This is a genomic window from Bacillus sp. FDAARGOS_527 (assembly GCF_003812125.1).
GTDB lineage: Bacteria > Bacillota > Bacilli > Bacillales > Bacillaceae_G > Bacillus_A > Bacillus_A paranthracis.
In genome coordinates, this window is the sequence record NZ_CP033795.1 from 1,589,320 (window position 1) to 1,614,700 (window position 25,381).

Annotated in this window: 23 protein-coding genes and 5 pseudogenes; 19 read left to right on the forward strand and 9 right to left on the reverse strand. The window is 32.7% G+C overall.

Features of this window, described 5'->3' with window-relative positions; genetic code table 11:
• The first annotated feature begins 126 nt into the window (after positions 1 to 126).
• Together EGX95_RS10545 and EGX95_RS10550 are read left to right on the forward strand one after the other, a co-directional pair.
• Positions 127 to 1,023, forward strand: coding sequence for a CPBP family intramembrane glutamic endopeptidase (locus EGX95_RS10545; protein WP_001191544.1), 897 nt, complete (start codon positions 127 to 129; stop codon positions 1,021 to 1,023).
• A complete protein-coding gene (locus EGX95_RS10550) occupies positions 1,023 to 1,682 on the forward strand; it encodes a nucleoside/nucleotide kinase family protein (RefSeq protein WP_000657886.1) in 660 nt (219 codons plus the stop codon). The genes EGX95_RS10545 and EGX95_RS10550 overlap by 1 nt, the downstream gene beginning before the upstream one ends.
• A gap of 34 nt (positions 1,683 to 1,716) precedes the next feature.
• Here the strand turns inward: EGX95_RS10550 and EGX95_RS10555 are convergent, their stop codons facing one another.
• Positions 1,717 to 2,499 (reverse strand): arginase family protein, encoded by a 783-nt coding sequence (locus tag EGX95_RS10555; RefSeq protein ID WP_000054635.1) that lies wholly within the window; start codon positions 2,497 to 2,499, stop codon positions 1,717 to 1,719.
• Between the two features lie 319 nt (positions 2,500 to 2,818).
• Between EGX95_RS10555 and EGX95_RS10560 the strand changes: the two genes are divergently transcribed.
• From EGX95_RS10560 to EGX95_RS10575, 4 genes are all read left to right on the forward strand, one after another.
• Positions 2,819 to 3,592, forward strand: coding sequence for a Cof-type HAD-IIB family hydrolase (locus EGX95_RS10560; RefSeq protein ID WP_000720248.1), 774 nt, complete (start codon positions 2,819 to 2,821; stop codon positions 3,590 to 3,592).
• Between the two features lie 97 nt (positions 3,593 to 3,689).
• On the forward strand, positions 3,690 to 4,295 hold the full coding sequence (locus tag EGX95_RS10565) for a PRK06770 family protein (protein ID WP_000846583.1): 606 nt from the start codon (positions 3,690 to 3,692) through the stop codon (positions 4,293 to 4,295).
• Positions 4,296 to 4,410: 115 nt separating this feature from the next.
• Positions 4,411 to 4,827: a MarR family winged helix-turn-helix transcriptional regulator gene (locus tag EGX95_RS10570; RefSeq protein ID WP_001065034.1), complete on the forward strand. Its 417-nt coding sequence runs from the start codon at positions 4,411 to 4,413 to the stop codon at positions 4,825 to 4,827.
• A 140-nt stretch (positions 4,828 to 4,967) separates the two neighbouring features.
• Entirely contained in the window at positions 4,968 to 6,164 is a 1,197-nt protein-coding gene (locus EGX95_RS10575) for an MFS transporter (protein ID WP_000421210.1), read from the forward strand.
• A gap of 69 nt (positions 6,165 to 6,233) precedes the next feature.
• Here the strand turns inward: EGX95_RS10575 and EGX95_RS10580 are convergent, their stop codons facing one another.
• Positions 6,234 to 7,106, reverse strand: a complete 873-nt coding sequence (locus tag EGX95_RS10580) for a LysR family transcriptional regulator (protein ID WP_000425918.1) — start codon at positions 7,104 to 7,106, stop codon at positions 6,234 to 6,236.
• A 129-nt stretch (positions 7,107 to 7,235) separates the two neighbouring features.
• Here EGX95_RS10580 and EGX95_RS10585 point away from each other — a divergent pair, with 129 nt between their 5' ends.
• From EGX95_RS10585 to EGX95_RS10595, 3 genes are all read left to right on the forward strand, one after another.
• On the forward strand, positions 7,236 to 8,279 hold the full coding sequence (locus EGX95_RS10585) for an aspartate-semialdehyde dehydrogenase (protein ID WP_001290627.1): 1,044 nt from the start codon (positions 7,236 to 7,238) through the stop codon (positions 8,277 to 8,279).
• Positions 8,280 to 8,444: 165 nt separating this feature from the next.
• Complete coding sequence (locus tag EGX95_RS10590) at positions 8,445 to 9,569, forward strand: C45 family autoproteolytic acyltransferase/hydrolase (RefSeq protein WP_000285211.1); 1,125 nt, start codon at positions 8,445 to 8,447, stop codon at positions 9,567 to 9,569.
• 54 nt (positions 9,570 to 9,623) lie between these two features.
• A complete protein-coding gene (locus tag EGX95_RS10595; RefSeq protein WP_000932119.1) occupies positions 9,624 to 9,887 on the forward strand; it encodes a hypothetical protein in 264 nt (87 codons plus the stop codon).
• Positions 9,888 to 9,979: 92 nt separating this feature from the next.
• Here EGX95_RS10595 and EGX95_RS10600 read toward each other — a convergent pair whose 3' ends face one another.
• Positions 9,980 to 10,882, reverse strand: a complete 903-nt coding sequence (locus EGX95_RS10600; RefSeq protein ID WP_000614449.1) for a LysR family transcriptional regulator — start codon at positions 10,880 to 10,882, stop codon at positions 9,980 to 9,982.
• Between the two features lie 152 nt (positions 10,883 to 11,034).
• Between EGX95_RS10600 and EGX95_RS10605 the strand changes: the two genes are divergently transcribed.
• From EGX95_RS10605 to EGX95_RS10625, 5 genes and pseudogenes are all read left to right on the forward strand, one after another.
• Positions 11,035 to 11,721 carry an MOSC domain-containing protein gene (locus EGX95_RS10605; RefSeq protein WP_001262984.1) on the forward strand — a complete coding sequence of 229 codons (687 nt, stop codon included), beginning with the start codon at positions 11,035 to 11,037 and terminating at the stop codon, positions 11,719 to 11,721.
• A 261-nt stretch (positions 11,722 to 11,982) separates the two neighbouring features.
• Positions 11,983 to 12,867 (forward strand): GNAT family N-acetyltransferase, encoded by an 885-nt coding sequence (locus EGX95_RS10610; RefSeq protein ID WP_000528697.1) that lies wholly within the window; start codon positions 11,983 to 11,985, stop codon positions 12,865 to 12,867.
• A gap of 33 nt (positions 12,868 to 12,900) precedes the next feature.
• Positions 12,901 to 13,497 (forward strand): annotated as a pseudogene (locus tag EGX95_RS10615) (DUF1349 domain-containing protein).
• A gap of 221 nt (positions 13,498 to 13,718) precedes the next feature.
• On the forward strand, positions 13,719 to 15,473 hold the full coding sequence (locus EGX95_RS10620; protein ID WP_000834810.1) for an ABC transporter ATP-binding protein: 1,755 nt from the start codon (positions 13,719 to 13,721) through the stop codon (positions 15,471 to 15,473).
• Complete coding sequence (locus EGX95_RS10625) at positions 15,466 to 17,262, forward strand: ABC transporter ATP-binding protein (RefSeq protein WP_001243535.1); 1,797 nt, start codon at positions 15,466 to 15,468, stop codon at positions 17,260 to 17,262. The genes EGX95_RS10620 and EGX95_RS10625 overlap by 8 nt, the downstream gene beginning before the upstream one ends.
• A gap of 108 nt (positions 17,263 to 17,370) precedes the next feature.
• On the opposite strand, the gene EGX95_RS10630 is transcribed toward EGX95_RS10625, so the two are convergent.
• Entirely contained in the window at positions 17,371 to 17,631 is a 261-nt protein-coding gene (locus tag EGX95_RS10630) for a hypothetical protein (protein WP_000774129.1), read from the reverse strand.
• Positions 17,632 to 17,726: 95 nt separating this feature from the next.
• On the opposite strand from EGX95_RS10630, the pseudogene EGX95_RS31120 reads away from it, so the two are divergent.
• Positions 17,727 to 17,849: pseudogene (locus EGX95_RS31120) on the forward strand (hypothetical protein); the annotation flags it as partial.
• 29 nt (positions 17,850 to 17,878) lie between these two features.
• On the opposite strand, the gene EGX95_RS10635 reads toward EGX95_RS31120, so the two are convergent.
• Positions 17,879 to 18,463, reverse strand: a complete 585-nt coding sequence (locus EGX95_RS10635) for a LysE family transporter (protein WP_001121298.1) — start codon at positions 18,461 to 18,463, stop codon at positions 17,879 to 17,881.
• A gap of 112 nt (positions 18,464 to 18,575) precedes the next feature.
• Here EGX95_RS10635 and EGX95_RS10640 point away from each other — a divergent pair, with 112 nt between their 5' ends.
• Complete coding sequence (locus EGX95_RS10640; RefSeq protein ID WP_000391322.1) at positions 18,576 to 19,133, forward strand: helix-turn-helix domain-containing protein; 558 nt, start codon at positions 18,576 to 18,578, stop codon at positions 19,131 to 19,133.
• Positions 19,134 to 19,536: 403 nt separating this feature from the next.
• Here the strand turns inward: EGX95_RS10640 and EGX95_RS10645 are convergent.
• Positions 19,537 to 19,737: pseudogene (locus EGX95_RS10645) on the reverse strand (BclA C-terminal domain-containing protein); the annotation flags it as partial.
• A gap of 183 nt (positions 19,738 to 19,920) precedes the next feature.
• On the opposite strand from EGX95_RS10645, the gene EGX95_RS10650 reads away from it, so the two are divergent.
• Complete coding sequence (locus EGX95_RS10650; RefSeq protein ID WP_123805505.1) at positions 19,921 to 20,706, forward strand: DUF4183 domain-containing protein; 786 nt, start codon at positions 19,921 to 19,923, stop codon at positions 20,704 to 20,706.
• Between the two features lie 61 nt (positions 20,707 to 20,767).
• Here the strand turns inward: EGX95_RS10650 and EGX95_RS10655 are convergent, their stop codons facing one another.
• Positions 20,768 to 21,058 carry a DUF4183 domain-containing protein gene (locus EGX95_RS10655; RefSeq protein WP_001121647.1) on the reverse strand — a complete coding sequence of 97 codons (291 nt, stop codon included), beginning with the start codon at positions 21,056 to 21,058 and terminating at the stop codon, positions 20,768 to 20,770.
• Positions 21,059 to 21,544: 486 nt separating this feature from the next.
• On the opposite strand from EGX95_RS10655, the gene EGX95_RS10660 reads away from it, so the two are divergent.
• The gene (locus EGX95_RS10660; RefSeq protein WP_123805506.1) at positions 21,545 to 22,801 is read left to right on the forward strand and encodes an exosporium glycoprotein BclB-related protein; all 1,257 of its coding nucleotides are present in this window, start codon (positions 21,545 to 21,547) and stop codon (positions 22,799 to 22,801) included.
• Between the two features lie 617 nt (positions 22,802 to 23,418).
• On the opposite strand, the gene EGX95_RS10665 is transcribed toward EGX95_RS10660, so the two are convergent.
• Positions 23,419 to 24,051 carry a cupin domain-containing protein gene (locus EGX95_RS10665; protein ID WP_000203243.1) on the reverse strand — a complete coding sequence of 211 codons (633 nt, stop codon included), beginning with the start codon at positions 24,049 to 24,051 and terminating at the stop codon, positions 23,419 to 23,421.
• A gap of 179 nt (positions 24,052 to 24,230) precedes the next feature.
• Positions 24,231 to 24,755 (reverse strand): annotated as a pseudogene (locus EGX95_RS10670) (TGS domain-containing protein); the annotation flags it as partial.
• Between the two features lie 260 nt (positions 24,756 to 25,015).
• On the opposite strand from EGX95_RS10670, the pseudogene EGX95_RS10675 reads away from it, so the two are divergent.
• Positions 25,016 to 25,321 (forward strand): annotated as a pseudogene (locus EGX95_RS10675) (luciferase family protein).
• Positions 25,322 to 25,381: the final 60 nt, after the last annotated feature.

Consider the following 25,381-nt stretch of genomic DNA (forward strand, 5'->3'; position numbering starts at 1 on the left):
TATTTATATATTATTCCTAATTTTGGTTTATGCTAAACTAAGAACATTTTTATTGAAAATTTGTATTAGTGAATCGATATATAGTATAAGAATAGTGTTGATGTATTTGTTAAGGAGGCGAGAATATTGCAGTCCAATAAATTTAAAATAATTGAAGCAGCCAAAGAAGGAAGAAGAAAAGTTCATCCAGTATTCGCTGTTATACTTGCAATTGTATTTTTAACTTTAGGTGAATTGTTCATGTTATTTATGTTGTTTTTACCGAAAGCAGAAACGCTTTTAATGAAAGCAATTTATAGTGATATTGAAATGATATTGACGTTTGGCGGAGCTATATTTTTTGTTTTTTTATGGATTAGATTTGTAGAGAAAAGATCAATTTCATCCATTGGGTTTTGGAGAAATCAGTGGATAAGAAAATATTTAAGAGGTGCATTAATAGGTTTTGTTTTTATTTCAATACCAGTCATGCTACTTTTATTAACTGGAAATGTACAACTACAAATGCAACACATTACACCAACCGCTATACTTGGAATTGTGGGATCTTTAGTTGCTTTTTTGGTACAAGGTGCAACAGAAGAAATTGTTGTTCGGGGTTGGTTATTTCCAGTTCTTTCTGTTAGAAGCCGTATATGGATCGGTATTGTTGTAACTTCATTTTTATTTGGTTTTCTTCATTTACTAAATCCAGGTATTACAATTCTTTCAATATCGAATATAATATTAGTTGGTGTGTTTGCAGCTTTTTACGTTTTGAAAGACAGTAGTCTTTGGGGGATATGCGCATGGCATTCCATTTGGAATTGGGCACAATATAACGTATTTGGTTTTGCAGTTAGTGGAATGACAATGTATTCTACACCACTTTTTAAACCTGTAACAAGTGGATCGGAATTCCTTCATGGAGGCTCGTTCGGAATTGAAGGGAGTATCATTACAACTATAATGCTCTCCATCGCTTCAATTGTTTTATGGAAACAGTTATGGGGGAGAAAAGCGAAACAAAGAGATTTTAGTTAATGAAAGAGGGAGAAACTATGGGGATTATAGCGTTTGAGGGAGCGAGTGCGGTTGGTAAGAGCACAACGTGTCGTGAGTTAGAAAAGAATTATGGTGCTTATATTATACCTGAAGTGAATTTATTATTTGAAAGACCAAAAAATGAACATAGAACATGGTATTTTGAAAAACAAGTAGAGCGCTGGAAAATAGCAATGCAGAAGTCAGAGCAATATAAATTAATAATACTTGATGGAGACATTTATCAGCCGCTTAGTTATAATTGGTGTTTCCATTTTGAAATATTTGATCAGCCATTATCTTTAATAGAAAACTTTTATAAAGAAAAGCTGATTAATAGGGAAATTGGTTTTCCTGATCAATATTTTTATTTATATACGAATGATGAAGAACTTAGAAAACGGAAAGAATCTGATGAGACAAAAAGAAGAAGAAATTTTGAAAAACATTTACATATATCAAAATCGTTTCAACGTTATTATGAAAATTTAAATACTGTTACAGACGGTTACTGCAAAATAATTGAAGCGAAAAGTGTAAAAACGAATGAACTAGAAATTGTAAATAACTTAAACAGTTTACATGTGTGTGAAGAGAATCGTTTTGATGTTTCGAGGTTAGATGCGATTACGAAGTGGTTAAAAGAAAAGCGTGCATAAAAAGAACGAGTACCTTATAAGGTACTCGTTCTTTTTACGCATATTGAATATGTAAGTTCGTTTCATAAATTGTTTTTAAAATTTGTAAGTTTGCTTGTTCATTTTTCTGAATAGCATTTTTATATTTAGGTAAGAAAAGTTGAGAAGGATAAACTGGGAGTTCACCGCAAATATCAATACCATAAATAGATTTATTCATAATTAGAGAATGAATAAATTGTAAAAGTCTAGATAATTTCATGTGCCCTTGATCCCAATTGGTAATAGTAACTTTTGGATCTAAAACATCTTTATCAATGCTTACATATATTGTTTCTGTATGAATATGTGAAAGTATTGTATGTATGGATACTTCATGTGATATATCAATTGGAAAAATTTCTACGTATGGACAATCATTAGAATGAATTGTAAGAGAAGAAGGCCCAATAATGATTACTTTCTTTAAATTATCATTATTTCGAAGAGAAAATGATACCCAAGATCCACAGGAAATAAGAGTTTGTTCATTTGCTCCCTGTAAGTTCATATCAGTATGATGATCAAATAGTATAAGGGTAAAAGGCTTGTTTATTTCTTCTAATAATAAATAAGATACATAATGATAATTTCCAGAACCTATAAAAGTAATTCCTTTATTCTTTCTACGATTTAATGCTCTTTTTATATGCATTAAAGAAGTGTTTTCGCAATATAGATTTGCGTGTTCTAAATGAGTAAAATCAATATCTTCATGTGAATAAGAATGTAGTTTATTTTGTAATAAATACGTATCATCAAAGTTTAAAAAAGTTAAACCGTTATGCAATAAACTCATATTTATTCATCTCCTTTAAATATAAGGCTATCATTTATTTTTATAAAATTAAAATGAAATGCTTTGAGTGGAATTAGTATTTAGAAAAGATAGTGTTTTTTTGACAGAATAATCTTTCAATTTTTAAAGAAAAGAAATACAATATAAGGAAATATGTATGTACTTCATGAAATAAAAAATATATAACAAATGGAAATGATATTTGGAATTAAATTGAGAAAAAAAGAAAGTTGAGATTAACTATCCGCAGCAGCGCTGGTGATCCAAAAAATAACCAATATTTCGAATTATTATTTGTGAAAGGAGAATAAAGATAAGTATGAAAAAGATTATTATTTCAGACCTTGATGGGACTTTATTAAGAAGTGATAAAACAATTTCAGAGAAATCTATTAATATTTTAAGGGAATGTAAAAATAATGGAGACGAATTGATTTTTGCTACAGCAAGGCCGCCAAGAGCTATAAAACAGTATATTCCCGACGTGTTAAAGAGTGAGATTATCATTTGTTATAACGGGGCTCTAGTACTAAAAGGGAATGATATTTTATATGAAATGAAGATTTCTAAAAATAACATTTTAGAAATCATAGAAATAGCAAACAAGTATAATCTTCATGAAATTTGCCTTGAAATAGGTGATAAGTTGTATTCCAATTTTGATGTAACTGATTATTTTGGTAATGTACCATGTGAAATTATGGATGTAAGAGATTTGAACTTTGAAAAAGCTTCTAAAGCAATTATTTGTACTAAAGGTTCAATAAACAAAGAATTCATTAAAGAATTGCCTGATGAATGCAGGGGAGTCATTACAGATGATGGGACATTGTGTCAAATTATGCATGCAGAAGTTTCAAAATGGAATAGTATTCAATATGTTCTACAGCACTTAAATCGAGACGTATCTGAAGTTATTGCTTTTGGAGATGACTACAATGATATGGAAATGATAGAGAAGTGTGGGATTGGTGTAGCGATGAGTAACGCTGTTGAGGAATTAAAGGCAGTCGCTAAAGTTATTGCTAAAAGTAACGATGAGGATGGAGTTGCTACATTTCTAGAAAGTAAAAGTTATGTTTATGTTGACTAGTATGAAAAAATTGTAGTAAGCAGCGAAAAAAGAGATGCTGCATCTGTTTTTGATAAATAGATATTATGAATGAGATATGCGGGAGGAAACAAGCAAGATGAAAACATTCTTTAAAATAATTGGAATTATAGCTGGCATGGCGGTAATCGGAGTAGGTTTAACATATGGTATGCTGTATTATTTGAATAATAGTAAACCAGCTGCGAAAAAGGCATCACCCGCTGCTCCGGCAGCAGAAGTGCTGGCTGATAGTAATGTAAAAGCTGAAGATGCAAAGGTTTTAGAAAATGGCAATCATTCATTACCAAATAGCGGCTTTAATAAAAATTTTAAATGGACAGATGAGAAAATACAGACAGCGTTACATGAAATGGCGCATCAAAAAACGAAGGCTGATCAAAAATGGGGTTATATTTTTATTACACAAGAACGAATTGAAAGTTTGCTTGATATTGTAAAAAGTAATGATCTAGTACAAGGAACTACATATGCAGACATTTTAGAGAGATGGAAACAAGGAAAATATGAAAAGATGGATGCGGATCATAATAAGATTTGGAAATTACAAAGCGGGAATTTAGGAGAAGGAAAAGGAGTAATGTCAGAAGCGGAACAAAAAGAGTTAATTAATCAAGTGTTTATGCAAAAAGGTACATATTCAGGTAGTAAATTAATTGCAGGTGGGGGACAGGCTAATAAATAAGAGATATGCTGATTTTGAAACACCTTTGTTGTTATAATTACAAAGGTGTTTTTGTTGACACAAGAAATAAATGGGAATATGATTCATATATGAAATAAATTAGAGGGGCTTACATATGAATAACAGAGAGCTTTACGGTAATATTCGTGATGTTTATCATTTACTCCAAAAAAATCTAGATAAAGCAATTGAACAGTATGATATAAGTTACGTACAATTTGGAGTGATTCAAGTACTCGCAAAATCTGGGAAAGTATCTATGTCAAAGTTAATTGAAAACATGGGATGTGTTCCAAGTAATATGACGACAATGATTCAACGGATGAAGCGTGATGGTTACGTAATGACAGAGAAGAACCCGAATGATCAACGTGAAACGCTCGTATATTTAACTAAAAAAGGTGAAGAGACGAAAAAGCAAGTAGATGTGCAATATAGTGATTTTTTAAAAGAGAATTGTGGTTGTTTTACGAAAGAAGAAGAGGGGCTTTTAGAGGCTCTATTATTAAAGTGGAAGAAGCACTTGAATTAAATATAGTAAAAATGTAACATTCTGTTACATTTCTATTTATATAAATACTTCATATGTGAAATAAAAACTAGTACAGTGAAAATTAAAGAAGGGATAATAATAAATAATTATTTCATATATGAAATAAAGGGGAGTTATATATGGAGTTAAAGTCAATGATACGTATTTTGGCAATTGTAGCTTTTTTTGTTGGATTAGATTCATTATTAGTGGCACCTTTATTACCAGTAATTACAGAAACAATTAGTATCCCTGATGGGAGTGGAGGGTTATTAATTACTATTTATGCACTTTGTTATGGAATAACTGCACCCGTATTTGGAATGATGTCTGATAGAGTTGGAAGGAAACGTATGATTATAATAGGGTTTATTATTTTTTCTATTTCTACATTTTGTACGGGATTAGCGAAGAATTTTGAAATTCTTTTATTATTTCGCGGTCTAACAGGTTTATCTGGTGCAATGATTATGCCAAGTATTTTTGCATTAGTGGGAGATAAAGTTACATATGAGTCAAGAGGAAAAGCGATGGGAACAATTATGGGAGCAATGATAGGTTCAACAGTCATTGGAGTACCTATAGGCGCATTTTTATCTGAAATAGGAAATTGGCAATGGACATTTTATAGTATAGGACTTTTAACTTTATTTCTGACATTACTAATTAATCACATATTAAGAAATGAAAAAGAGAGAGAGGATGTGCATGTTTCTTTAACGGAAACGGTGGATGCACCATTGAAAATGACTGTAGTAAATATATCAGTTTTATTTGCATTATTAGCAACTTTTCTATGGACAATTGGATTACACGGCATGTTTTCATACATAGGTGTTTATTATGGGGATAATTTTGGACTTTCCGTTGGTAAAATAGGTATTGTAATCTTTTTGGCGGGAGTTGGTAGTGTAGCTGGTAACATTTTGGGTGGGAAGTTAGCTGATAAAATAGGAAAGAAGAGTGTTATAGTCATTGCGAGCATTGTATCCTCAATTAGTGTAATGTTATTCTCGCTTTCCACAGAAAATCTAGTAATTGCAATTATTGTACATATTATTTGGAGTTTATTTATTGGATTTGGACAAGCATCATTAACGGCACTAATTTCAGAATTAAAACCAGCTGTGCGAGGGACTATAATGGCATTAAATAGCTCTGCCATGTATATTGGGATGACTATTGCTTCTGGCGTAGCGTCACTTGCCATAAGTAATGGATTTCCGTTTTTTTCTTTAGGAACAATCTGTGCAATTGCTAGTTTACTTGTCCTTCCAATCATATTTGTTCTAGTTAAAGAAAAAACATCACCTAATAAAAAGAAGATGACTATATAAGTGGTAGTAAAGAAAACGTGGGTTGATATTCTTTAAAGGATTTCAACTCATGTTTTCTTTCATATTATTTTATACTTTCATAACCTTTAATAGTGAAAGAAACGACTGTACTACAGGGGAAATCCATCTAGATTTATGATAGATTACATGGCTTTGAATAACTGTTGGAGTTTCAATAGGCTGAAAACAGAGTTGCTCTTTTTGACAACTTTCTTGTACAACGATGTAAGGAAGAATTGAAATTCCTAACTCACACATAACAGATTGTTTAATAACTTCAACGTTGGACGTTTCAAATGTTTTAGCTGGAATATTCCCGCTTTGACGTAAAAAACGATCTACCATTGGTCTATAACCGCAGCTTTGTTCGGTAAAAATAAACTGAGTATCCTTTAATAAATAAAATGGGTTAGAGTGTATACAGTAATGGGGAGGTAAAATCCATCCAAATGTTTCATTACTAAAAGTACGTGTAATAAAATCATTATGTTCTATACTTTCTCCAATTATGAAGACAACGTCTGTTTCTCCTTCACGTAATTTTTGTAATGCTTGTTCATTTGTGTTTGTTTCAAGTACGATATTTACTTTCGGATTTTTCTGTTTGTAAGTACGTAATAATTGTGGTAAACGATATACTGCTAATGATTCGTTTGATGTAATACTCAATGTACCTTCTAATTGATCGGTATTTTGAGGGATTTCTTGCGCCTTTTCATAAATTGCAAGTAACTCTAAAGCATAAGGATGAAATTGATGACCTGCTTTTGTAAGAAGTACTTTTTTTCCTAACCGATCGAAAAGAGGAATATGTAAATCGTTCTCTAATGCTTTCATATGCGCTGTAACTGTAGATTGCGCATAACCTAATGCATGAGCAGCTTTAGAAAAACTACCATACTTAACAATCGCACAAAATGTTTTAACATGTCTCATTTCCATAAGCAATCCCTCTTTTATTATCATGATTTGTGAATGATTATATCACGTATTTCAATTTTCCAAATGATTAAATTCCTTATAAAATGAAATTGTAGAAATATTTATTCATTTAATATTGGAGGAGAAAAGATGAGTGAAAAGGGCTATCATGTAGCTGTTGTTGGGGCTACGGGTGCAGTAGGTCAGAAAATTATTGAACTGTTAGAAAAAGAAACAAAGTTTAATATAACTGAAGTTACGTTACTTTCGTCAAAAAGATCGGCTGGTAAGACAGTACAATTTAAAGGGCGAGAGATCATTATACAAGAAGCAAAAATAAATAGCTTTGAAGGGGTAGATATTGCCTTTTTTAGCGCTGGAGGAGAAGTTTCTAGACAATTTGTAAATCAAGCTGTCTCTAGTGGTGCCATCGTCATTGACAACACAAGTAAATACCGAATGGCACATGATGTACCGCTCGTTGTTCCGGAAGTGAATGCGCACACTTTAAAGGAACATAAAGGGATAATAGCAGTTCCGAATTGTTCAGCATTACAGATGGTAACAGCTCTTCAGCCAATACGAAAAGTATTCGGATTAGAACGAATTATCGTTTCCACTTATCAGGCTGTATCGGGTTCTGGTATTCATGCAATTCAAGAATTAAAAGAACAGGCTAAGTCAATACTTGCAGGTGAAGAAGTGGAGAGTACTATATTACCAGCGAAAAAAGATAAAAAACATTATCCAATTGCATTTAATGTACTTCCTCAAGTAGATATATTCACGGATAATGATTTCACCTTTGAAGAAGTAAAGATGATACAAGAAACGAAGAAAATTTTAGAAGACCCAAACTTGAAAATGGCAGCTACTTGTGTGCGTGTTCCAGTTATATCAGGTCACTCAGAATCGGTTTATATAGAGCTTGAAAAAGAAGCAACTGTTGCAGAAATTAAAGAAGTATTGTTTGATGCACCAGGTGTTATTTTGCAGGATAACCCTAGTGAACAGCTGTATCCAATGCCATTATACGCAGAAGGGAAAATAGATACATTTGTCGGTAGAATTAGAAAAGATCCTGATACACCAAACGGATTCCATCTTTGGATCGTTTCCGATAATTTATTAAAAGGTGCGGCGTGGAACTCGGTGCAAATTGCAGAAACGATGGTGGAAGAGGGAATCATTTAGTATGAAGGAAACTAGGGAACTGTTAAAGATTACAGTTTCCTAGTTTTTATTTTATAACTGTTCGCTTTATTCCAGCCGTATTTGATTTGAAAGACAGTAAAAAACATCAAGAATGAATACAGTTTATTTGGTACAATATGGATAAATTCAATAAGGGGGAATTAGATGTATCAAGTAAAGGGGTATTTTTCATCGCTAAAAGGAAGTCATTATGAAATCGGTAAGCAACAAGGGGAATTTGTAAAACAACATCCTTACCTTATTCCGCAATTTATACAGAAAGAAAATTTAATATCGCATCAGCATTGGACAGAATCTAGAAACATATTACATAATTATTGTCCAGGAATTAATGAAGAGATTGAAGGGTTTTGTGAAGTATTAAAAATTCCATCTGAAAATATGATGTATTATTATCAAACACTATTAAAAGCAGGTTGTAGCCATTGTGCTGTTTTACCTAAAAAGACAGATTTAAAGCATACTTATGTATTAAGAAACTATGATTTGTCACCAGTAATAGATGATATGCGTTTTTGTTCGACTCATGTTGAAGGTGCATATGCACATAGTGGCTTTTCTACTCAATATTTTGGCCGAACGGAAGGAGTTAACGAGCATGGATTATCTGTTACATTTTCAGCATGTGGTCAACCGGTTGGAAATATTGCGGGTTTAAGAAAGCCAGCGGTAAGTGGTTTACAATGTTTTGCGGTCATTAGAGTATTATTGGAGAAATGCAAAAATGTGCAGGAGGCTAAGTCACTAATAGAAGAAATACCAATTGCTAGTAATATGAATCTAATAGTAGCCGATCCTGTAGATGCAGTATGTATTGAAATATTTGATGGATATAAATCAATAATCACAATTGTTGAGGAAAGCCAAGATTTTATCGTATCAACAAACCATGCAATTAGTTTACCTATTCAAAAACTGAATAGTAGAAGATTAGAACAATCTACAAACCGATATCACACATTGTATGAACATTTAAATCGAAATGAACAAGTGAGTATAGAGTCTTTAAAAGGATTAGTACAAAAAGAATATCCTGCCGGGCTGACGGTGCATAATTATGAAGAATGGTTTGGAACTTTACATTCCGTATTATTTGATTTGCATGAATGCACAATGAATATTTGTTTTGGGTCTCCACTTTTAAATGACTGGTACTCGTTGGAGGTTGGAGGGAGTCTTCCTTTTTCTGAGGTGAATGTGAACTTTGAAAATAAAACTTATACTGATTTTTGGAGAGAAGAGAATAATAAATTGATTCCAAAAGGGTAAATGGGGTAATATGGTAGCACCGAAGGAAGGTTATTTATACTGGAGGGATTACCGATGCTAAACATTTTATTAATGATTGTTTTTATCATTTTTTTAGCCGTTTCCATGTATATTGCGTATCAAAAAAGAAAAAAAGCAGAAATAAAAGGATTGAAGAGTGCATTAACTTCAATTTGTTTCTTTTCACTTGCAATTTTTAATTTGTTCGCATATTGGTTTCAGTTCGGCGGTATGTTGACAGTGCTATTTTCAATCGTATTATTGTTAGTTGGGGCTTATTTCACAAAATATATTCCAATTTCCAAAAAGGTACACTAAAATTTATAGTTAATACTTTATTTCATTATGAAAAGAGATTATTCTACTAGGTCGTTATGAAATGACTTCATAGGATAATCTCTTTTGTTCGTTTAATTTTGTAAAGAATGTACGGTTAGTTTCAATTGTTTAATAAATTCTCGAGTTGCAGCACACATATATTTATCTTTTCTATAAATAAGCCCTATTTCTATTGTTGGAGTAGGATTTTCTATTTTAATAGCTTGGATGTTTTTATTTTGTAAAAAGTCTATATACGGTTTTGGTAAAACTGTAATTCCCATGCCTTTTGAAACCATTTGGATTAAAGATTCCATTGTACTAATTTCTAAAATTGGTTTTGGTTTAAAGTTGAATTTTTGACAATGGGATGTAATTAATTCGGTTAAAAAGAAATTTTTAGGTAAAAGAATTAAAGGGTAATTCTGCAATTCAGCAATAGATACATGATTATGTTCAGCTAATTGATGACCAGTTGGTACGACTATTATAAGTTCACTTTTGTAGAGAGGGGTAGAAATAATTTCTTTATCTTGCACCGGTAGAAATGTAATGCCAATATTTAGTTCGTTTTGTAATAATTTTTCACGAATATCTCCTGTGCGAAGTCCTAATACAGAAAGTTCTATATTAGGATATAAATTATTAAAATTTAAAATAGCTGGTGGTAGTAAGTAATTTACGACGGTTAATAATGATCCAATTGTTAAGGAACCTTGTTGTAATCCGTTTAAATCTTGAATAGCAGAACGGGCTTGTTCAACTTCATGAAAAATTGTTTTACTATGTAATAATAAAATCCTCCCAGCTTCGGTTAAAGATATTTTTTTACCAATTCGATCGAAAAGGGGCATTCCAACTTCATGCTCTAATGCACGTATTTGTTGACTTAGTGAAGGCTGTGAAATATTTAATTTCTCAGCTGCTTTTGTGAAATGCAATTCTTTTGAAACAGCTAAAAAATATTCAAGTTGTCGTAATTCGATTTGGATCACCTCAAGTATAATAATAGGTTTTACCTATTATTATTATATAAATAATTGGATTTAACAATGATTTTTTAGGTTTTATAATCATCTAAAAGAGATAGTAGTGAAAATAAATCGAGTGAGAAAATACATGGAACAATCTTAAAGGAGGAAATAGAATGGCTAATGAATACCAATTATTATCTTTAAATATAGGGTTACCGAAAGAGGTTACATACGGAGGAAAGGTAATTCATACAGGAATAAATAAGAAACAAGTAAAAGAACCGGTGTTTTTATCCTTTGTAAAATTTAATGGAGATGGTCAAGCGGATTTAGTTCATCATGGTGGAGTAGATAAAGCGGTTTGTGTGTATTCGGGAGAACATTATGGATATTGGGAAAAAGAGTTGAATCAAGTACTTATATATGGAGCATTCGGAGAAAATATAACAATTAGTGGTATGTGTGAAGAGGATGTTTGTATTGGTGATACATTTCAAATTGGAGAAGCAATTGTACAAGTAACGCAGCCAAGGCAACCTTGTTTTAAATTAGCTAAGAAATACAATATCCCGAAGTTACCACTATATTTTCAAGAAACAGGATATACAGGGTTTTATTTTCGCGTATTAAAAGAAGGATGGGTATCACCTGCTGATACATTAAAGTTACTGAAGTCGGATCTAAAAGGTGTGACAGTAGCTTTTGCTAATCGTATTATGCATAAGGAAAAACAAAATTTGGAAGGGACAAAGAGGATCTTAGAAGTACATGCACTTTCTACAAGTTGGAGAAATACATTTGAAAAGCGAATGAGAGGAGAAGAAATGAATACGAAGGAAAGACTAGAAGGGAAAAAATAATAAAAAATATTTTTTTATAAATGGTGCATTTCTATTAGTAAAAACGAATTAGAAAGCGCTATTTTTATATTATAAACTTATTAATATTCAAAAATCTTAATATCTTTTTATTCGACTTATTTTCGAATAGTCGAAACATAAAATTAATTAGACTTTTTTTTTATATTTTATGATAGTATATTGATTGGTAAGACCTATTACTTTAAGAGCAGGTTCTACAACTATATCTAATTTGATGGAATTAACATATGGAGGGACAACATGGGGAATGTTGAAAGTTTTGAAAAACTTCTTTTAGAAGAACCGAAAAGAGAGCAGTTATTTCCTTTATTTGAAGAAGTGTTTGGGATTCCAAGTCAAACATTGCATGATTTTTCAGAGAGAGGTTATTGGGATGATACATATAAAGCTTTATCATTTTTACAAGAAGATAAAGCGATTGCAAACGTTGCGGTATTCTCGTTACCATTGCTAGTGAATGGTGAAAGAATAAATGCAGCAGGCATTCAATCGGTAATGACACACCCTAATTTTCGAAGACAAGGACTCATGACGCAATTAATGAGTAAAATGATAGAAGAAATCGATAAGAAATGTGAATGCACATTATTGTTTACGGAAAAACCTGAACTATATACATCATATGGTTTTAAAGTTGTGCAGGAGTATTTGATGACTATTCCATATGATAAAAAGAATAATAATGATTCCTTACTTAGAGAGCTAGATTATTATATGGAAGAGGATAGAAAATTAATACATGAAACTATAGATAGTAGCCAAAGACTTTCAAATAATTTTTCAACATTAAACTTCCATCCTTCGTTTTATTTGAATATGTACAATTCGGAATGGAATGAGAAATTGTATTATTCAGAGAAACTAGATGCTCTAATTGTGTATGAAGTAGATAATGAAAAGTTGAAATTATATGGAGTGTTTGCACCAGTAATTCCAGTTTTAGATGAAATATGTGGGGAGATCGCTGAAAGATTTACAGAAATCGAATTTTACTTCTCTCCAGATCAATTAGGGGTTGAGGATGTACAGTTTACAGAATTACAATCAAGTAAGTATTTAATGGTTCGAAGTAATAGAGAGTTGGATTTGAAAGGTTATAAATTCCCAGTATTAGTAGAATTTTAAATGTGTATATAGATGCTTTATTAGGGAGGAACTATGAAAATATCACATATACCAGAACATATTGAGCAACTTACTATAATGAATGTACCTGAATATTATAAGCTTAATAACAATCATGCGCTTATTGTCCGCTCGAAAGCCGAAACAGATTTTTGGCTTAAAACACATTATGGATTCGAAGTAATGAATGGTCATGTATTTTATACAGAGACGATGACAGACTTTCAAGCTGAAGTTCAATTGCGTATGAATCCAAATTCAAAATTCGATCAAGCTGGTCTTTTTGTTATGGTTTCGGAAAAGTGTTGGCTGAAAACTTCATTAGAATATATTCCAGATGGTCCATCTCATTTAGGAGCTGTCGTAACGAATAATGGATATTCCGATTGGTCCACGCAAGACTTTCCGACAGAATTAGCTAACGAGCAACTTCGTTTTCGAATTGTTCGTAAACGTGGTGATTATACAATATATGTGAAGAAGATCCACCAATGAGAACAAATAAGAATCGCTCATTTGATGGAGGATATAGGAAATAAGCCTATTAAAATAGGTTTTTACACGTGTAGTCCGTCTAAAAATAATGGATTTGAGACTGAGTTTTTAGAGTTTACAACTGAAAAAATATAGATGAAAAACCGTATTCTTTTCATTAGGAATGCGGTTTTTATATGTATATAATAAAAAGCACATTTATTGACCGTAAAGTCATTAATGCTTATCATTTAATAATGTTAAATATTAATTTACATAATATAATAGGAATAAGAAAGAAATTACAAACTACAGCGCTTAAATAAGGAGGGATATGAGTTATTCGGGAGTAATTTCATGGGAAAAGGAGATTATGTATGAAATCATTTCGTAAATTATTACAGTATTTAAAACCATACATGTTCTTCGCTATTATTGGACCACTATTTATGGTACTTGAGGTTGCGATGGACTTAATTCAACCGACTATTATGCAACATATTATTGATGTTGGGATAGCAAATCGGGATATGAATTATGTAATAAAAATGGGACTTCTTATGATAGGAGCTGCAGCACTCGGTTTAGTTGGAGGGCTTGGGTGTATGATGTATTCTACAAAAGCAGCTGTTAATTTCGCTACTGACATACGAAAAAATGTGTTTACGAAAATAGAAACATTTTCTAGTGAAAATCGTGATTCGTTTGGAACTGGAAAGTTATTAACGATAGTGACAAATGATATTACATCTATTCAATCGGCGATGACGATGACATTACGTGTTCTCGTTCGTGGTCCTTTGTTATTTATCGGAAGTATCATAATTGTTTTTGTGACAGCACGCGAGTTATTTCCTATATTACTCGTAGTCGTTCCAATTTTATTACTTGCGATTATATTCATTGCGAGTAAAGCGAGCGGGACGTTCAAAAAGGTGCAAGAAGCATTAGATAAAGTGAATACAAAGTTACAAGAAAATTTATCTGGGGTACGTGTTATTAAAGCGTATGTAAGACAAAAATATGAAATTAATCAGTTTGGAAATGTTAATACAAATTTAACGAAGATAAATATTCGAGCGGTGCAGCTTATTTCCTTAATGATGCCAATCATAATGTTAGTTGTAAGCGGAGGGATTGTCGCAACATTATGGATTGGTGGAGAAAAAGTATTTAACGGGACTCTTCAAGTAGGAGCTATATTAGCGTTTATAAATTATTTGAATATCATTTTAATGTCACTTATGTCTATCAGTATGGTATTTATGCAAATCGCGCGAGCATTTCCGTCTGCGGATCGAGTACAGCAAGTTTTAAATACTGAAGTTGATATTACGAGCGAAACAAATGCGCTTGTACCTAAGGAAATTGAGGGGAATATTGATTTTAAAAATGTTAGTTATAGTTATACGAAAAATAATGAATATGTTTTAAAAGATATTTCATTTCGCATATGTAAAGGTGAAAAAGTAGGGGTTATCGGTTCTACAGGAAGTGGTAAATCTACTTTAGCAAAATTGTTACCACGCTTATACGATGTTGATCAAGGTGAAATATGTATTGATGGAATAAATGTTAAGGCATACGATTTACAAAAACTTCGTGGTTCAATCGGGTTCGTACCTCAAAAGGCATTGTTGTTTTCAGGTAGTATAGAAGAGAACTTACGTTATGGAAAAGAAGATGCAACGAAGGAAGAGCTGGAAGTGGCGGCTTCATCAGCTTGTGCGACTGAGTTTATTAACAAACTGGAAGATTCTTATCAATATCATGTAACACAAGGTGCGACGAATTTATCAGGTGGACAAAAACAACGTGTATCCATTGCAAGGGCGCTTGTGAGAAAGCCATCTATTCTTGTATTAGATGATTCTACATCAGCAGTTGATGCTAAATCAGAATCTAACATTCAATCAGCATTAAGGAGAGAATATAAAGGAACAACAACATTATTAATTGCTTCTAAAATCTCATCAATAATAGATGCTGATAAAATTCTCGTGTTAGATAATGGTGAATTAGTTGGTGATGGTACACATAAAGAACTGTTAGAACAATGCGAGGTTTATCAAGAAATCTATCTTTCCCAAGGTGGCAATTTGTATAAGGAAGGTGGGAAAGAACATGCGTAATTTTCAAGGGCAATTTGCTAATAAAGGTGGGCGTAACGCATCAAAGATGGGGAAGGCTAAAAATACGAAAGGAACTGTGATGAGAGTATGGAACTATATGGGCTACCAAAAGGCTGCCCTTACGTTCATTATATTCTTAGTGTTTGTTACGACGTTACTTGGGTTATTAGGTCCGTATTTAATGGGAGTAATTATCGATCAATATATTGTACCGAAAGATTTAAGCGGTACGGCGAGAATGTGTTTGTTACTTATCGCGATTTACGGTGTAACAGTATTCTTAACTTGGTTACAAACATTTGTAATGGTTAATGTTGCATTAAAAACGATACAAAAAATACGACAAGATATTTTTGAGAAAATCCAAACACTTTCTTTACGGTTCTTTGATGTACGTTCTCAAGGGGATTTAATGAGTCGTGTAACAAATGATATAGATAATTTGAATCAAGCGTTGACACAAAGTGTTGTACAAATTATTTCATCAGCGCTAACTTTTATAGGTGTGGCGATTGCGATGTTCGCATTAGATTGGATCTTAGCAATTGTTACTTTAATTACAGTACCTATTATGTTTTTCGTTACAAAAAAACTAGTTGCTTATAGTGGCAAAAACTTTGCAAAGCGTCAAAAAGATTTAGGAGAATTAAATGGATTTATTGAGGAAGCTATAACAGGAGCGGATGTTACAACGTTATACGGGAAAGAAAAAAAAACCGTACAAAATTTCAATAAAATTAATGAACAACTAAGAGTTTCAGCAACGAAGGCGGATACATTTTCAGCTTTTATTTTTCCAAGTATGAACTTTATTAACAACTTAGGTATGGGACTTGTAATTGGAACTGGATCAGTAATGGTTTTAAATGGAATGACAACTGTAGGTGTCATTGCAGCTTTTATTAATTATTCTCGTCAATTCTCAAGACCACTCAGTCAATTCGCAACTTTAATGAATACGATTCAAGCGGCAGTGGCTGGTGGGGAACGTGTCTTTGAAATTATGGATGAAGTACCGGAAATCAAAAATAAAAAAGATGCATTCGTTGTACAAAATTTACAAGGACATGTTGCACTCGAGAATGTTTCATTTGGGTATGAGGAAAATAAAACGATTTTAAAAGAAGTGAGTCTTAAAGCGCGGCCAGGGGAGACAATTGCTTTAGTAGGTCCAACTGGATCAGGCAAAACAACAATCATTAATTTGCTAACGCGCTTTTACGATATACAGCAAGGGCAAATTCATATTGATGGAAAAAACATAAAAGAATATGATATGAATTCGTTGCGAAGTAAAATAGGAGTAGTTTTACAAGATACGTATTTATTTGCTGGGACGATTATGGATAATATACGTTATGGTCGATTAGATGCTAGTGATGAAGAGGTAATCAATGCAGCTAAGGCAGCATCTGCACATTCTTTTATAAAACATTTACCGAATCAATATGAAACGAAAATTGCTTCAGAAGGATCGAATTTAAGTCAAGGACAAAAACAACTTCTTGCGATTGCACGGGCAATTTTAGCAGATGCAGATATATTAATTCTCGACGAAGCAACATCTAATATTGATACGAGAACAGAATTACAAATACAAGAAGGACTAAACAATTTAATGAGAGATCGAACAAGTTTCGTAATCGCTCATCGACTGAAAACGATTGAAAAAGCAGATCAAATCCTTGTTATAAAAGATGGAAGTATTTTGGAAAAAGGGAACCATGAATCTCTCATGGAAGATAGAGGATTTTACTTTGATCTGTATACGAGTCAGTTTAAAATTTAATAAGAATTTTTGATAGGGTGCGGTTTCTCTAGAAAGGAGACACCGCACTATTATATTTGAAAAGATAATTAGAAATGTAGAGTTGAAACTTTTTATATATACGAATTGTTAGCAAAAACTAGCAGCTTCAGTGACAGATGGAAGAATTAATTTACGTGGAATTGTAATAATCTCAAGAGCCATCTGTGCTGAATAGATAAGTATTGGAGTTAATTCTAAAGTGTGAGTTAATAATAATATAAAGCTTGTTAGGATTGCAAAGCTTCCCCAAAAGAAACTTTTTGAAGTGTTACGGAAATCTTTTATTAAGGAAAAGAAAGAAAAAAATGCTGTAACAACAAGAATTAAAAATTTATACTTATCAGCCATTAAACCCCTCCTAAAGAACAATAACTTATATTATAGCGTATTTTTCTGTATTATTATAAAGAGATTTTAAAATGAATGATAAAAAGTAGAGGCCGCAACTTAAAGGAATGACGGATTACCTTGAGCGTAGAGACTGGTGGTATGAAAAGTTAAGTAAAGATTTTATTTTAGTGAAACAGAAAAATCACTCGGCCTCAAAAAGAGGATACTTTTATTGAGTAATCCTCTTTTTTTTAATAAAGGAAATTTAATTGGTTATAATGGAAAGCGCACTGAAAACTAATAAAACGGCCATAATGATGTTAAATGATTTAGTATGCTTCAACAAAAGTTTTTGAAACATGGAACCGAATAATGTCCAACTAAATGTGCTCATTAATCCAACTACACCTAGAAATAATGAAAAAAGTAGATAACTTGAATATGAATTGTAGTAAGGAAGAATAAAAGTTGATACTACAGTTAGTCCGAATAGTATTCCTTTAGGGTTAATAAACTGAAGGGAAATCCCAACTGTAAATAAATTTTTATTATATTTTTCATCGGAATTTATGCTAGTTTTACTTGTGAGTATTTTAAGAGCTAAATATAGCATATATGCTACACCTAAGATTTTTAAAGGGAATTCAATTATAGGTAGGATATTAATTAGTACAATATTAAAGAAGCTACATAATGAAGTGAGGATGAAAAAACCGAAAGCTACTCCGAAGCAAAATTGCATACTCCTTTTTAAACCATGTTGATTAGCGTATGTCATAGCTAAGAAATTGTTAGGTCCTGGTGTGAAGCTACTTATAAAAACAAATAATAAAAAAGAAAATATAGGCATTTCAAAACCCCCTATTTTTTGTATGTTATAATGACCGAAAAGAACAATATAACGTGTGCTTTTTATTGTACATTATGGTCGTTATGTTGTATATATTGTAGGAGTGTTTCTTATGGAAGAAATTCAACTTATTTTGGCGAAAAATTTAAAGACAATACGAGAGAAGGAAAAATTAAGTTTAGAAAAGGTTTCCCAATTAACAGGTGTGAGTAAAACGATGATTGGACAAATTGAACGAGGAGAGTCAAGTCCAACATTAACAACGATATGGAAAATTGCCAATGGTTTGAAAGTGTCTTTTACTTCTTTAATCAATAATCCGCAACCGGATACGAAAGTTGTTTTACGAAATGATGTTCAAGTATTATCAGAAGACAATGGAAGATATAAAGTGTATCCTTCTTTTCCTTTCCAAGATGATAGGAACTTTGAAGTCTATACGGTTGAAATTGAAACAGAAGGAAAGTTAAATTCGGAAGGTCATAAAGAAGGGACCGAAGAATTTATAACGGTATTTGAAGGGGAATTGACAATTGAAATAAAGGATTGTCAATATAAATTAAATAGTGGGGATTCAATTCGCTTTAAGGCGGATAGACCACACTCTTATCATAATTTCGGAAGAACGCTAACTAGGTTAAGTATGACCATACATTATCCGGTTATATAAATTTACTATTACACGAAGAATATAAAGAAAAGTGCGTTGATAAACCATCTATAAAAGATGGTTTTATTTTTGAAATTCATAAAAAAGGACACTCGTTTGAGTGTCAACATAGTATTGCTCTCGCGTATAGGATTGGAGTTTGTTTCTCATATACGTATTGAGATGGTTCGCATTTGAGAAACTACCTTCACCTTTAATGTAACATTGGCAGAGAGCAGTGTAAATTGATAATGTATATACGGAAAATTTAGTATAGATACTTTGTACTATGAATATAGTACAAAGTGTTTCTTATTGCAAAATCACTGTCGTGAAGTTATTAATATATAAGCTTAAGGAATGATGTAATAGTTACTATTTTAGCATTTAAGAATGGTTATTATAAAAAAGAACGAATCATTTTTTAATCGATTCGTATAATTGTTAAAGAGGCACCTGTTGAACCACCCCCAACTAAATTAACTATGGATAATACGCCGAATAGTTGAAGTGAAATTGTATTACCAGCAATTAAATTGATTATTAAATTATTATTATAATTTGAAGTTGATATTGCGGGTGAAAAGATAGATCCGGAAAGTGGAATCGAAGAGTTTAATAGTAGCGATTTAGTATTTTGGAATGGAACTATCATTTTATTATATTAATACTACTAGTTATAGTAACGGTAAAAAGTTTACTTTATGTAAAATCATTTGAGTATGAAAAAGTAGTTATGGAATTTTTCTAAAATAATAGAGGTTTTATTTTGTTAATTAGTAAACAAAATGTGAAATGAGGTAGAAAATTGAACAGCGATGAAAAATTATCTTTGAATAAAGGTATGGTAAGACCAGAAAATATTGGACCTACTTTTCCGGTTCTTCCGCCAATTTATATTCCAACGGGAGCAACAGGAGTAACGGGAGCAACAGGAGCAACAGGAGTAACGGGAGCAACAGGAGCAACAGGAGCAACAGGGTCAACGGGAGCAACAGGATCAGCAGGAGCAACAGGAGCAACAGGAGTAACGGGAGCAACAGGAGTAACGGGAGCAACAGGAGCAACAGGAGCAACAGGGTCAACGGGAGCAACAGGATCAGCAGGAGCAACAGGAGCAACAGGAGTAACGGGAGCAACAGGAGTAACGGGAGCAACAGGAGCAACAGGAGTAACGGGAGCAACAGGAGCAACAGGAGTAACAGGGACAACAGGAGCAACGGGAGCAACGGGAGCAACAGGGGCAACAGGAGCAACGGGAGCAACAGGGGCAACAGGAGCAACGGGAGCAACAGGGGCAACAGGAGCAACAGGTCCAACAGGCGTTATTGGCCCCATAACAACAACTAATTTATTATTTTACACTTTTTCAGATGGAGAAAAACTTACATATACAGATTCAGATGGGCTAGCTCAATATGGTACAACTCACATATTATCTCCTGATGAGGTTTCTTACATTAATTTGTTTATTAATGGAATACTTCAACCACATCCATTATATCAGGTTAGTACTGGCCAGCTAACTTTATTAGATAATCAACCACCATCACAAGGTTCTTCAATTATTTTACAATTTATCATTATTAATTAAAAAAGACAGATTCTTAAATAAGAAGGATCTGTCTTTTTGCTCTACATTAAAATAGTTAAAACTAAGTGACGATAAATTCGATTGTAATTGGAATTCCACCGTCTAATGCATCTCCGCCAGGAATTGTAATAGCACCAGTAGGTCCAGTAGTAACACTGGAGTTCACACTAGGTTGAAGAATGCCGTTTACATATAAGTTGTAATACGTAAAAGTCGGAAAAGCAGTTGCAGTAGTGCCGGCATCGTTTAAACAAGCTGTAGCAGCAATTGCAAAAGCTGCACCTGTTCCTGTACCAGCTCCTAATGTAGATGTAAATCTTCTAGATGCCATAAATGGTTGAATAATTGGCAATTAATTCTCACTCCCTATATTGTTTTTTGGAACGAAGTATACAATAACTTGTCCACTATATTGTATGAGAGTTTTTGATAATAGAAACGGCTTTATGATAATAGAGGGAACACAATTTAAGTAAAGATATTATTGTTATTTATTTGAAAAGGTGGTGTTATTACTTATTATTTGTAAGTTATTGGTTATATGCTAATGCTTAGTTTTAATATTTAAATTAAAATGTGCTTTTAAACCTAAGAGATAAACGTGGAAAAATAAAATAAACTCTTAAGTTTAGGTGTTTAATCTAAGCAGTCAATTATTAAAAACATATAATTAATATGTGAGTCATGAACATAATTAAATTAAGCTTTCAAGTTTAATTATCATTCATGTTTCCTATCTTAAATGAAAAAAATAACTCAATTATTTTTTTCAATCGGATCTTTTATAGTTCTTAGAATAGGAAAACACTCAACTATAAGACAAGTCAGGAGGAAATAAATGTCACATAACAATTGTTTTGGTCATAACAACTGCAATAATCCGATTGTGTTCACTCCAGAATGTTGTAACAATCCACAAACAGTTCCAATTACTAGTGAGCAATTAGGTAGATTAATTACTTTACTAAACTCTTTAATTTCGGCTATTGCAGCGTTTTTTGCAAATCCAAGTGATGCAAACAGATTAGCTTTACTCAATTTGTTTACTCAGCTATTGAACTTACTAAATGAATTAGCACCTTCTCCAGAAGGAAATTTCTTGAAACAATTAATTCAAAGTATTATTAACTTACTACAATCTCCTAATCCAAATTTAGGTCAATTACTTTCTTTATTACAACAATTCTACAGTGCTCTTGCACCATTCTTCTTCTCATTAATTATTGACCCTGCAAGTTTACAACTTTTATTAAACTTATTAACTCAATTAATTGGTGCTACTCCAGGAGGCGGCCCAACAGGAGCAACAGGGGCAACAGGAGCAACAGGCCCAACAGGAGCAACAGGCCCAACAGGAGCGACAGGTCCAGCAGGTACTGGTGGCGGAGCAACAGGAGCAACAGGAGCAACAGGAGCAACAGGAGCAACAGGTCCAACAGGCCCAACAGGAGCGACAGGTCCAGCAGGTACTGGTGGTGCAACAGGTTTAACAGGAGCAACAGGCTTAACAGGAGCAACAGGCCCAACAGGAGCAACAGGCCCAACAGGAGCGACAGGTCCAACAGGAGCAACAGGCCCAACAGGAGCAACAGGAGCAACTGGTGGCGGAGCTATTATTCCATTTGCTTCAGGTACAACACCAGCTGCGTTAGTTAACGCGTTAATAGCTAATACAGGAACTCTCCTTGGATTTGGATTTAGTCAGCCTGGTGTAGGATTAGCCGGTGGAACGAGTATTACATTAGCGTTAGGTGTAGGTGATTATGCATTTGTAGCACCACGCGCAGGTGTTATTACGTCATTAGCAGGTTTCTTTAGTGCAACAGCTGCATTATCTCCATTATCACCTGTTCAAGTGCAGATACAAATATTAACTGCACCAGCTGCAAGTAATACGTTTACAGTACAGGGTGCACCTCTATTATTAACACCAGCATTTGCTGCAATCGCAATTGGTTCTACAGCATCAGGTATTATACCTGAAGCTATCCCAGTAGCTGCAGGAGATAAAATACTACTATACGTTTCATTAACAGCAGCAAGTCCAATAGCTGCAGTAGCTGGATTTGTAAGTGCAGGTATTAATATCGTCTAGTTTGCTGTAATGTCTGTTAGAAATTTGAACTGGCATTTGTATATAGCCCTTCCTAATTGTATTAGGAAGGGCTATATTTTATGGAAAGATAGGTGATAAATCAATTGAGAAAGTACTCTTTGTTAAAAAATCAAAATTAATGATTTATAATCTATTGTTTATGGAATAAGTTATAGGATATGAAAAATTATCTATAAATAAAAAAGATGAATTCTATTAAAAACAGAATTCATCTTTTAAATAAAAGGGAAGTAATTTATTTATCGTGAGTGTTAAAATGTTATTGTACAAATTAGTAATCAACTATTTGTTTTTATTACAGTTACATCCTTTTTTCTTTACATAGCCTTGATTGGCTAAGTCTCTTTGTGATTGGGAATTGGAAGATTGAGAATTCGAAGACTGAGAGGATGTTGATGAACTACTATTTTTATTATGAGAGTAGTTTTTTCGATAGTTATAATTACTCATAGTACTATCACCTCCAATTAAATATATAACTATTATATGTAGCTATTCTATTAATTGTTACGATAATAAATAGGAATGGGTATATAATAAAAAAATCTCCTACGTATTTTCCGAGGAGATAAATAATTGTCCTTTCATAATATAAATTAATATCCCCAGTAAAGAGGAAAATAATATGAGTCTTGGTAATATAAATTTTGTTGTGGATTAGGAGGATGAGTTGCAGGGGGTATCGTTCCGCGGTTCTGATTACAATTTGCTGGAGGACCGATTACTGTAGTGGATTGAATAGGGGATACCGCTTGTTTCCATTGTTGCTCATCGAGACAGTAAGTATGGGCCATTATATTAGCGGGAGTTAATCTTAAAATATCAGAACCAAAAATAACTTCTGGTGTTGGGGCATCGAAAATTGCTAATAAATGAGTGTTATCTGCTGTAGCAATTTCATAATGCCACCACGCTTGTGGAATGTTGGCAACTTGCCCCGGTTTTATTGGTAAGTTTAATATTTGATTTGTAAAAGGGTTAAGTAAAGAAACAACTGCAGAGCCTGAAATGCAGTAAACAAGTTCAGCTGCATTTTGATGTATGTGCGGCTCTACAACATTTCCTGTACTTAAATAGATATCTAATAAAGAAGTGTTTTCTAACGTATTTAATTGTTTCTCGCCAAGTACGTTTATATAGTTTTGAGCATCTTTCTGAAAAAAATTACTTTTATTTAAATCATAAGTGAAATTAGTTGAGGGGGAGGTGTAGTCGATATTAGAAGTCAATTGTATTACCTGCCTTTCTATTAGTAAGTAAGGTTATAAAATTAGGATATGTGTCTAGTGTTTGTTATGTGCGGTTGTTGGTATCATAATAAATTTGCCTATGCCATAAAGAATATGGGTTGTATTTCGTATTTTGAATAACAGACCAATCCTTTTTCATAGAGGTATTGGTCTGTTATTCAAGATAGTTTTTGCTGAATAATTAATTGTGCTTTAGCGGTATTGGCGTAATTTAGCCGCTCTAATGCCGAGTTTTGTTTTAAACCAAAATGGATTTCTATGATGTCAAAATGAGATACCTTTGTTTTAAGTGGAACAGGTATACCGTTTACTTTTGCATTTTTCATTTTATGTGCAATTTTTGGAAATGCAGAGAAAGTAAAATCAATAATTGTAGCACCATCTGGTAAATAAATAGGTTGTAAATCTGAAGTATAAGCCGTTATGGTATTTTCAAATAGTTCGTACGATACTAGATTGTGGAACGCAATTGGATCTGTAGTTAATAAATTGTTATGCACAATTGTATCATTCATTATTTTATAAGATATGGATTGGACATTTGCAGTTCTATTATTTAATAAAGAAAAAATGCCGTTATCTTTTAATGTTTTTGCTAATTGTGTTTGAATGATAATTGTTTGTTCAGTATTATTCATATTGACTTTAGTTTTTAAATTGTTATTAAAATAGCTATTTTCAAGAGTTTTAATTCGTTAGATTGTAGATAATTTGCCTTTTGTAATAATACCTCGCTCATATAAATCCGTCCCTTAAAATTATTTTTAATAGTAATTCTATATAATAGAATAAACCCCCTTTGAAATTATTTTAATTATGTAAAAAATAAAGGTGTTGAGATGAAACTATATTCGTATATCCATTCATACTTTGGATTGATGGAAAAAAGTAAAGAACGTGTTAATTTAATATTACATCAATCATTAATAAGGGGTGAAGGTTCATGTCATTTAGTGAAATGATTAGAAATGAAGTGCTTGGCTGAGCAGGTGTCTCTGAAAAACCGCATCGATTTGGCGGCATTGAAATAAATTATGGCAAGAAAGAACTTGGTCATCTGCATGGAGATAAGTTAGTTGATTTACCATTTCCAAAGTTAAAGCGGGATGAATTAGTAAAACAAGGATTGGTCAAACCACATCACGTATTACCTGAATCAGGATGGATCAGTTATTATATAAAGAGTGAAGAGGATATACCATTTGCAATTGAGTTATTTCGTATGCAATATGACCGAATAAAAAAATAATGAAATAAAATAGATGAGTAAAAATATATTTTCATGTCACATCCCTCCTTAATCGTTCGT

Bases quoted from the DNA above. Each gene is read 5' to 3' on its own strand.
- EGX95_RS10550 (WP_000657886.1), top strand. From the start codon at position 1,023: ATGAAAGAGGGAGAAACTATGGGGATTATAGCGTTTGAGGGAGCGAGT.
- EGX95_RS10555 (WP_000054635.1), bottom strand. From the start codon at position 2,499: ATGAGTTTATTGCATAACGGTTTAACTTTTTTAAACTTTGATGATACG.
- EGX95_RS10560 (WP_000720248.1), top strand. From the start codon at position 2,819: ATGAAAAAGATTATTATTTCAGACCTTGATGGGACTTTATTAAGAAGT.
- EGX95_RS10565 (WP_000846583.1), top strand. From the start codon at position 3,690: ATGAAAACATTCTTTAAAATAATTGGAATTATAGCTGGCATGGCGGTA.
- EGX95_RS10570 (WP_001065034.1), top strand. From the start codon at position 4,411: ATGAATAACAGAGAGCTTTACGGTAATATTCGTGATGTTTATCATTTA.
- EGX95_RS10575 (WP_000421210.1), top strand. From the start codon at position 4,968: ATGGAGTTAAAGTCAATGATACGTATTTTGGCAATTGTAGCTTTTTTT.
- EGX95_RS10580 (WP_000425918.1), bottom strand. From the start codon at position 7,106: ATGGAAATGAGACATGTTAAAACATTTTGTGCGATTGTTAAGTATGGT.
- EGX95_RS10585 (WP_001290627.1), top strand. From the start codon at position 7,236: ATGAGTGAAAAGGGCTATCATGTAGCTGTTGTTGGGGCTACGGGTGCA.
- EGX95_RS10590 (WP_000285211.1), top strand. From the start codon at position 8,445: ATGTATCAAGTAAAGGGGTATTTTTCATCGCTAAAAGGAAGTCATTAT.
- EGX95_RS10595 (WP_000932119.1), top strand. From the start codon at position 9,624: ATGCTAAACATTTTATTAATGATTGTTTTTATCATTTTTTTAGCCGTT.
- EGX95_RS10605 (WP_001262984.1), top strand. From the start codon at position 11,035: ATGGCTAATGAATACCAATTATTATCTTTAAATATAGGGTTACCGAAA.
- EGX95_RS10610 (WP_000528697.1), top strand. From the start codon at position 11,983: ATGGGGAATGTTGAAAGTTTTGAAAAACTTCTTTTAGAAGAACCGAAA.
- EGX95_RS10620 (WP_000834810.1), top strand. From the start codon at position 13,719: ATGAAATCATTTCGTAAATTATTACAGTATTTAAAACCATACATGTTC.
- EGX95_RS10625 (WP_001243535.1), top strand. From the start codon at position 15,466: ATGCGTAATTTTCAAGGGCAATTTGCTAATAAAGGTGGGCGTAACGCA.
- EGX95_RS10630 (WP_000774129.1), bottom strand. From the start codon at position 17,631: ATGGCTGATAAGTATAAATTTTTAATTCTTGTTGTTACAGCATTTTTT.
- EGX95_RS10635 (WP_001121298.1), bottom strand. From the start codon at position 18,463: ATGCCTATATTTTCTTTTTTATTATTTGTTTTTATAAGTAGCTTCACA.
- EGX95_RS10640 (WP_000391322.1), top strand. From the start codon at position 18,576: ATGGAAGAAATTCAACTTATTTTGGCGAAAAATTTAAAGACAATACGA.
- EGX95_RS10660 (WP_123805506.1), top strand. From the start codon at position 21,545: ATGTCACATAACAATTGTTTTGGTCATAACAACTGCAATAATCCGATT.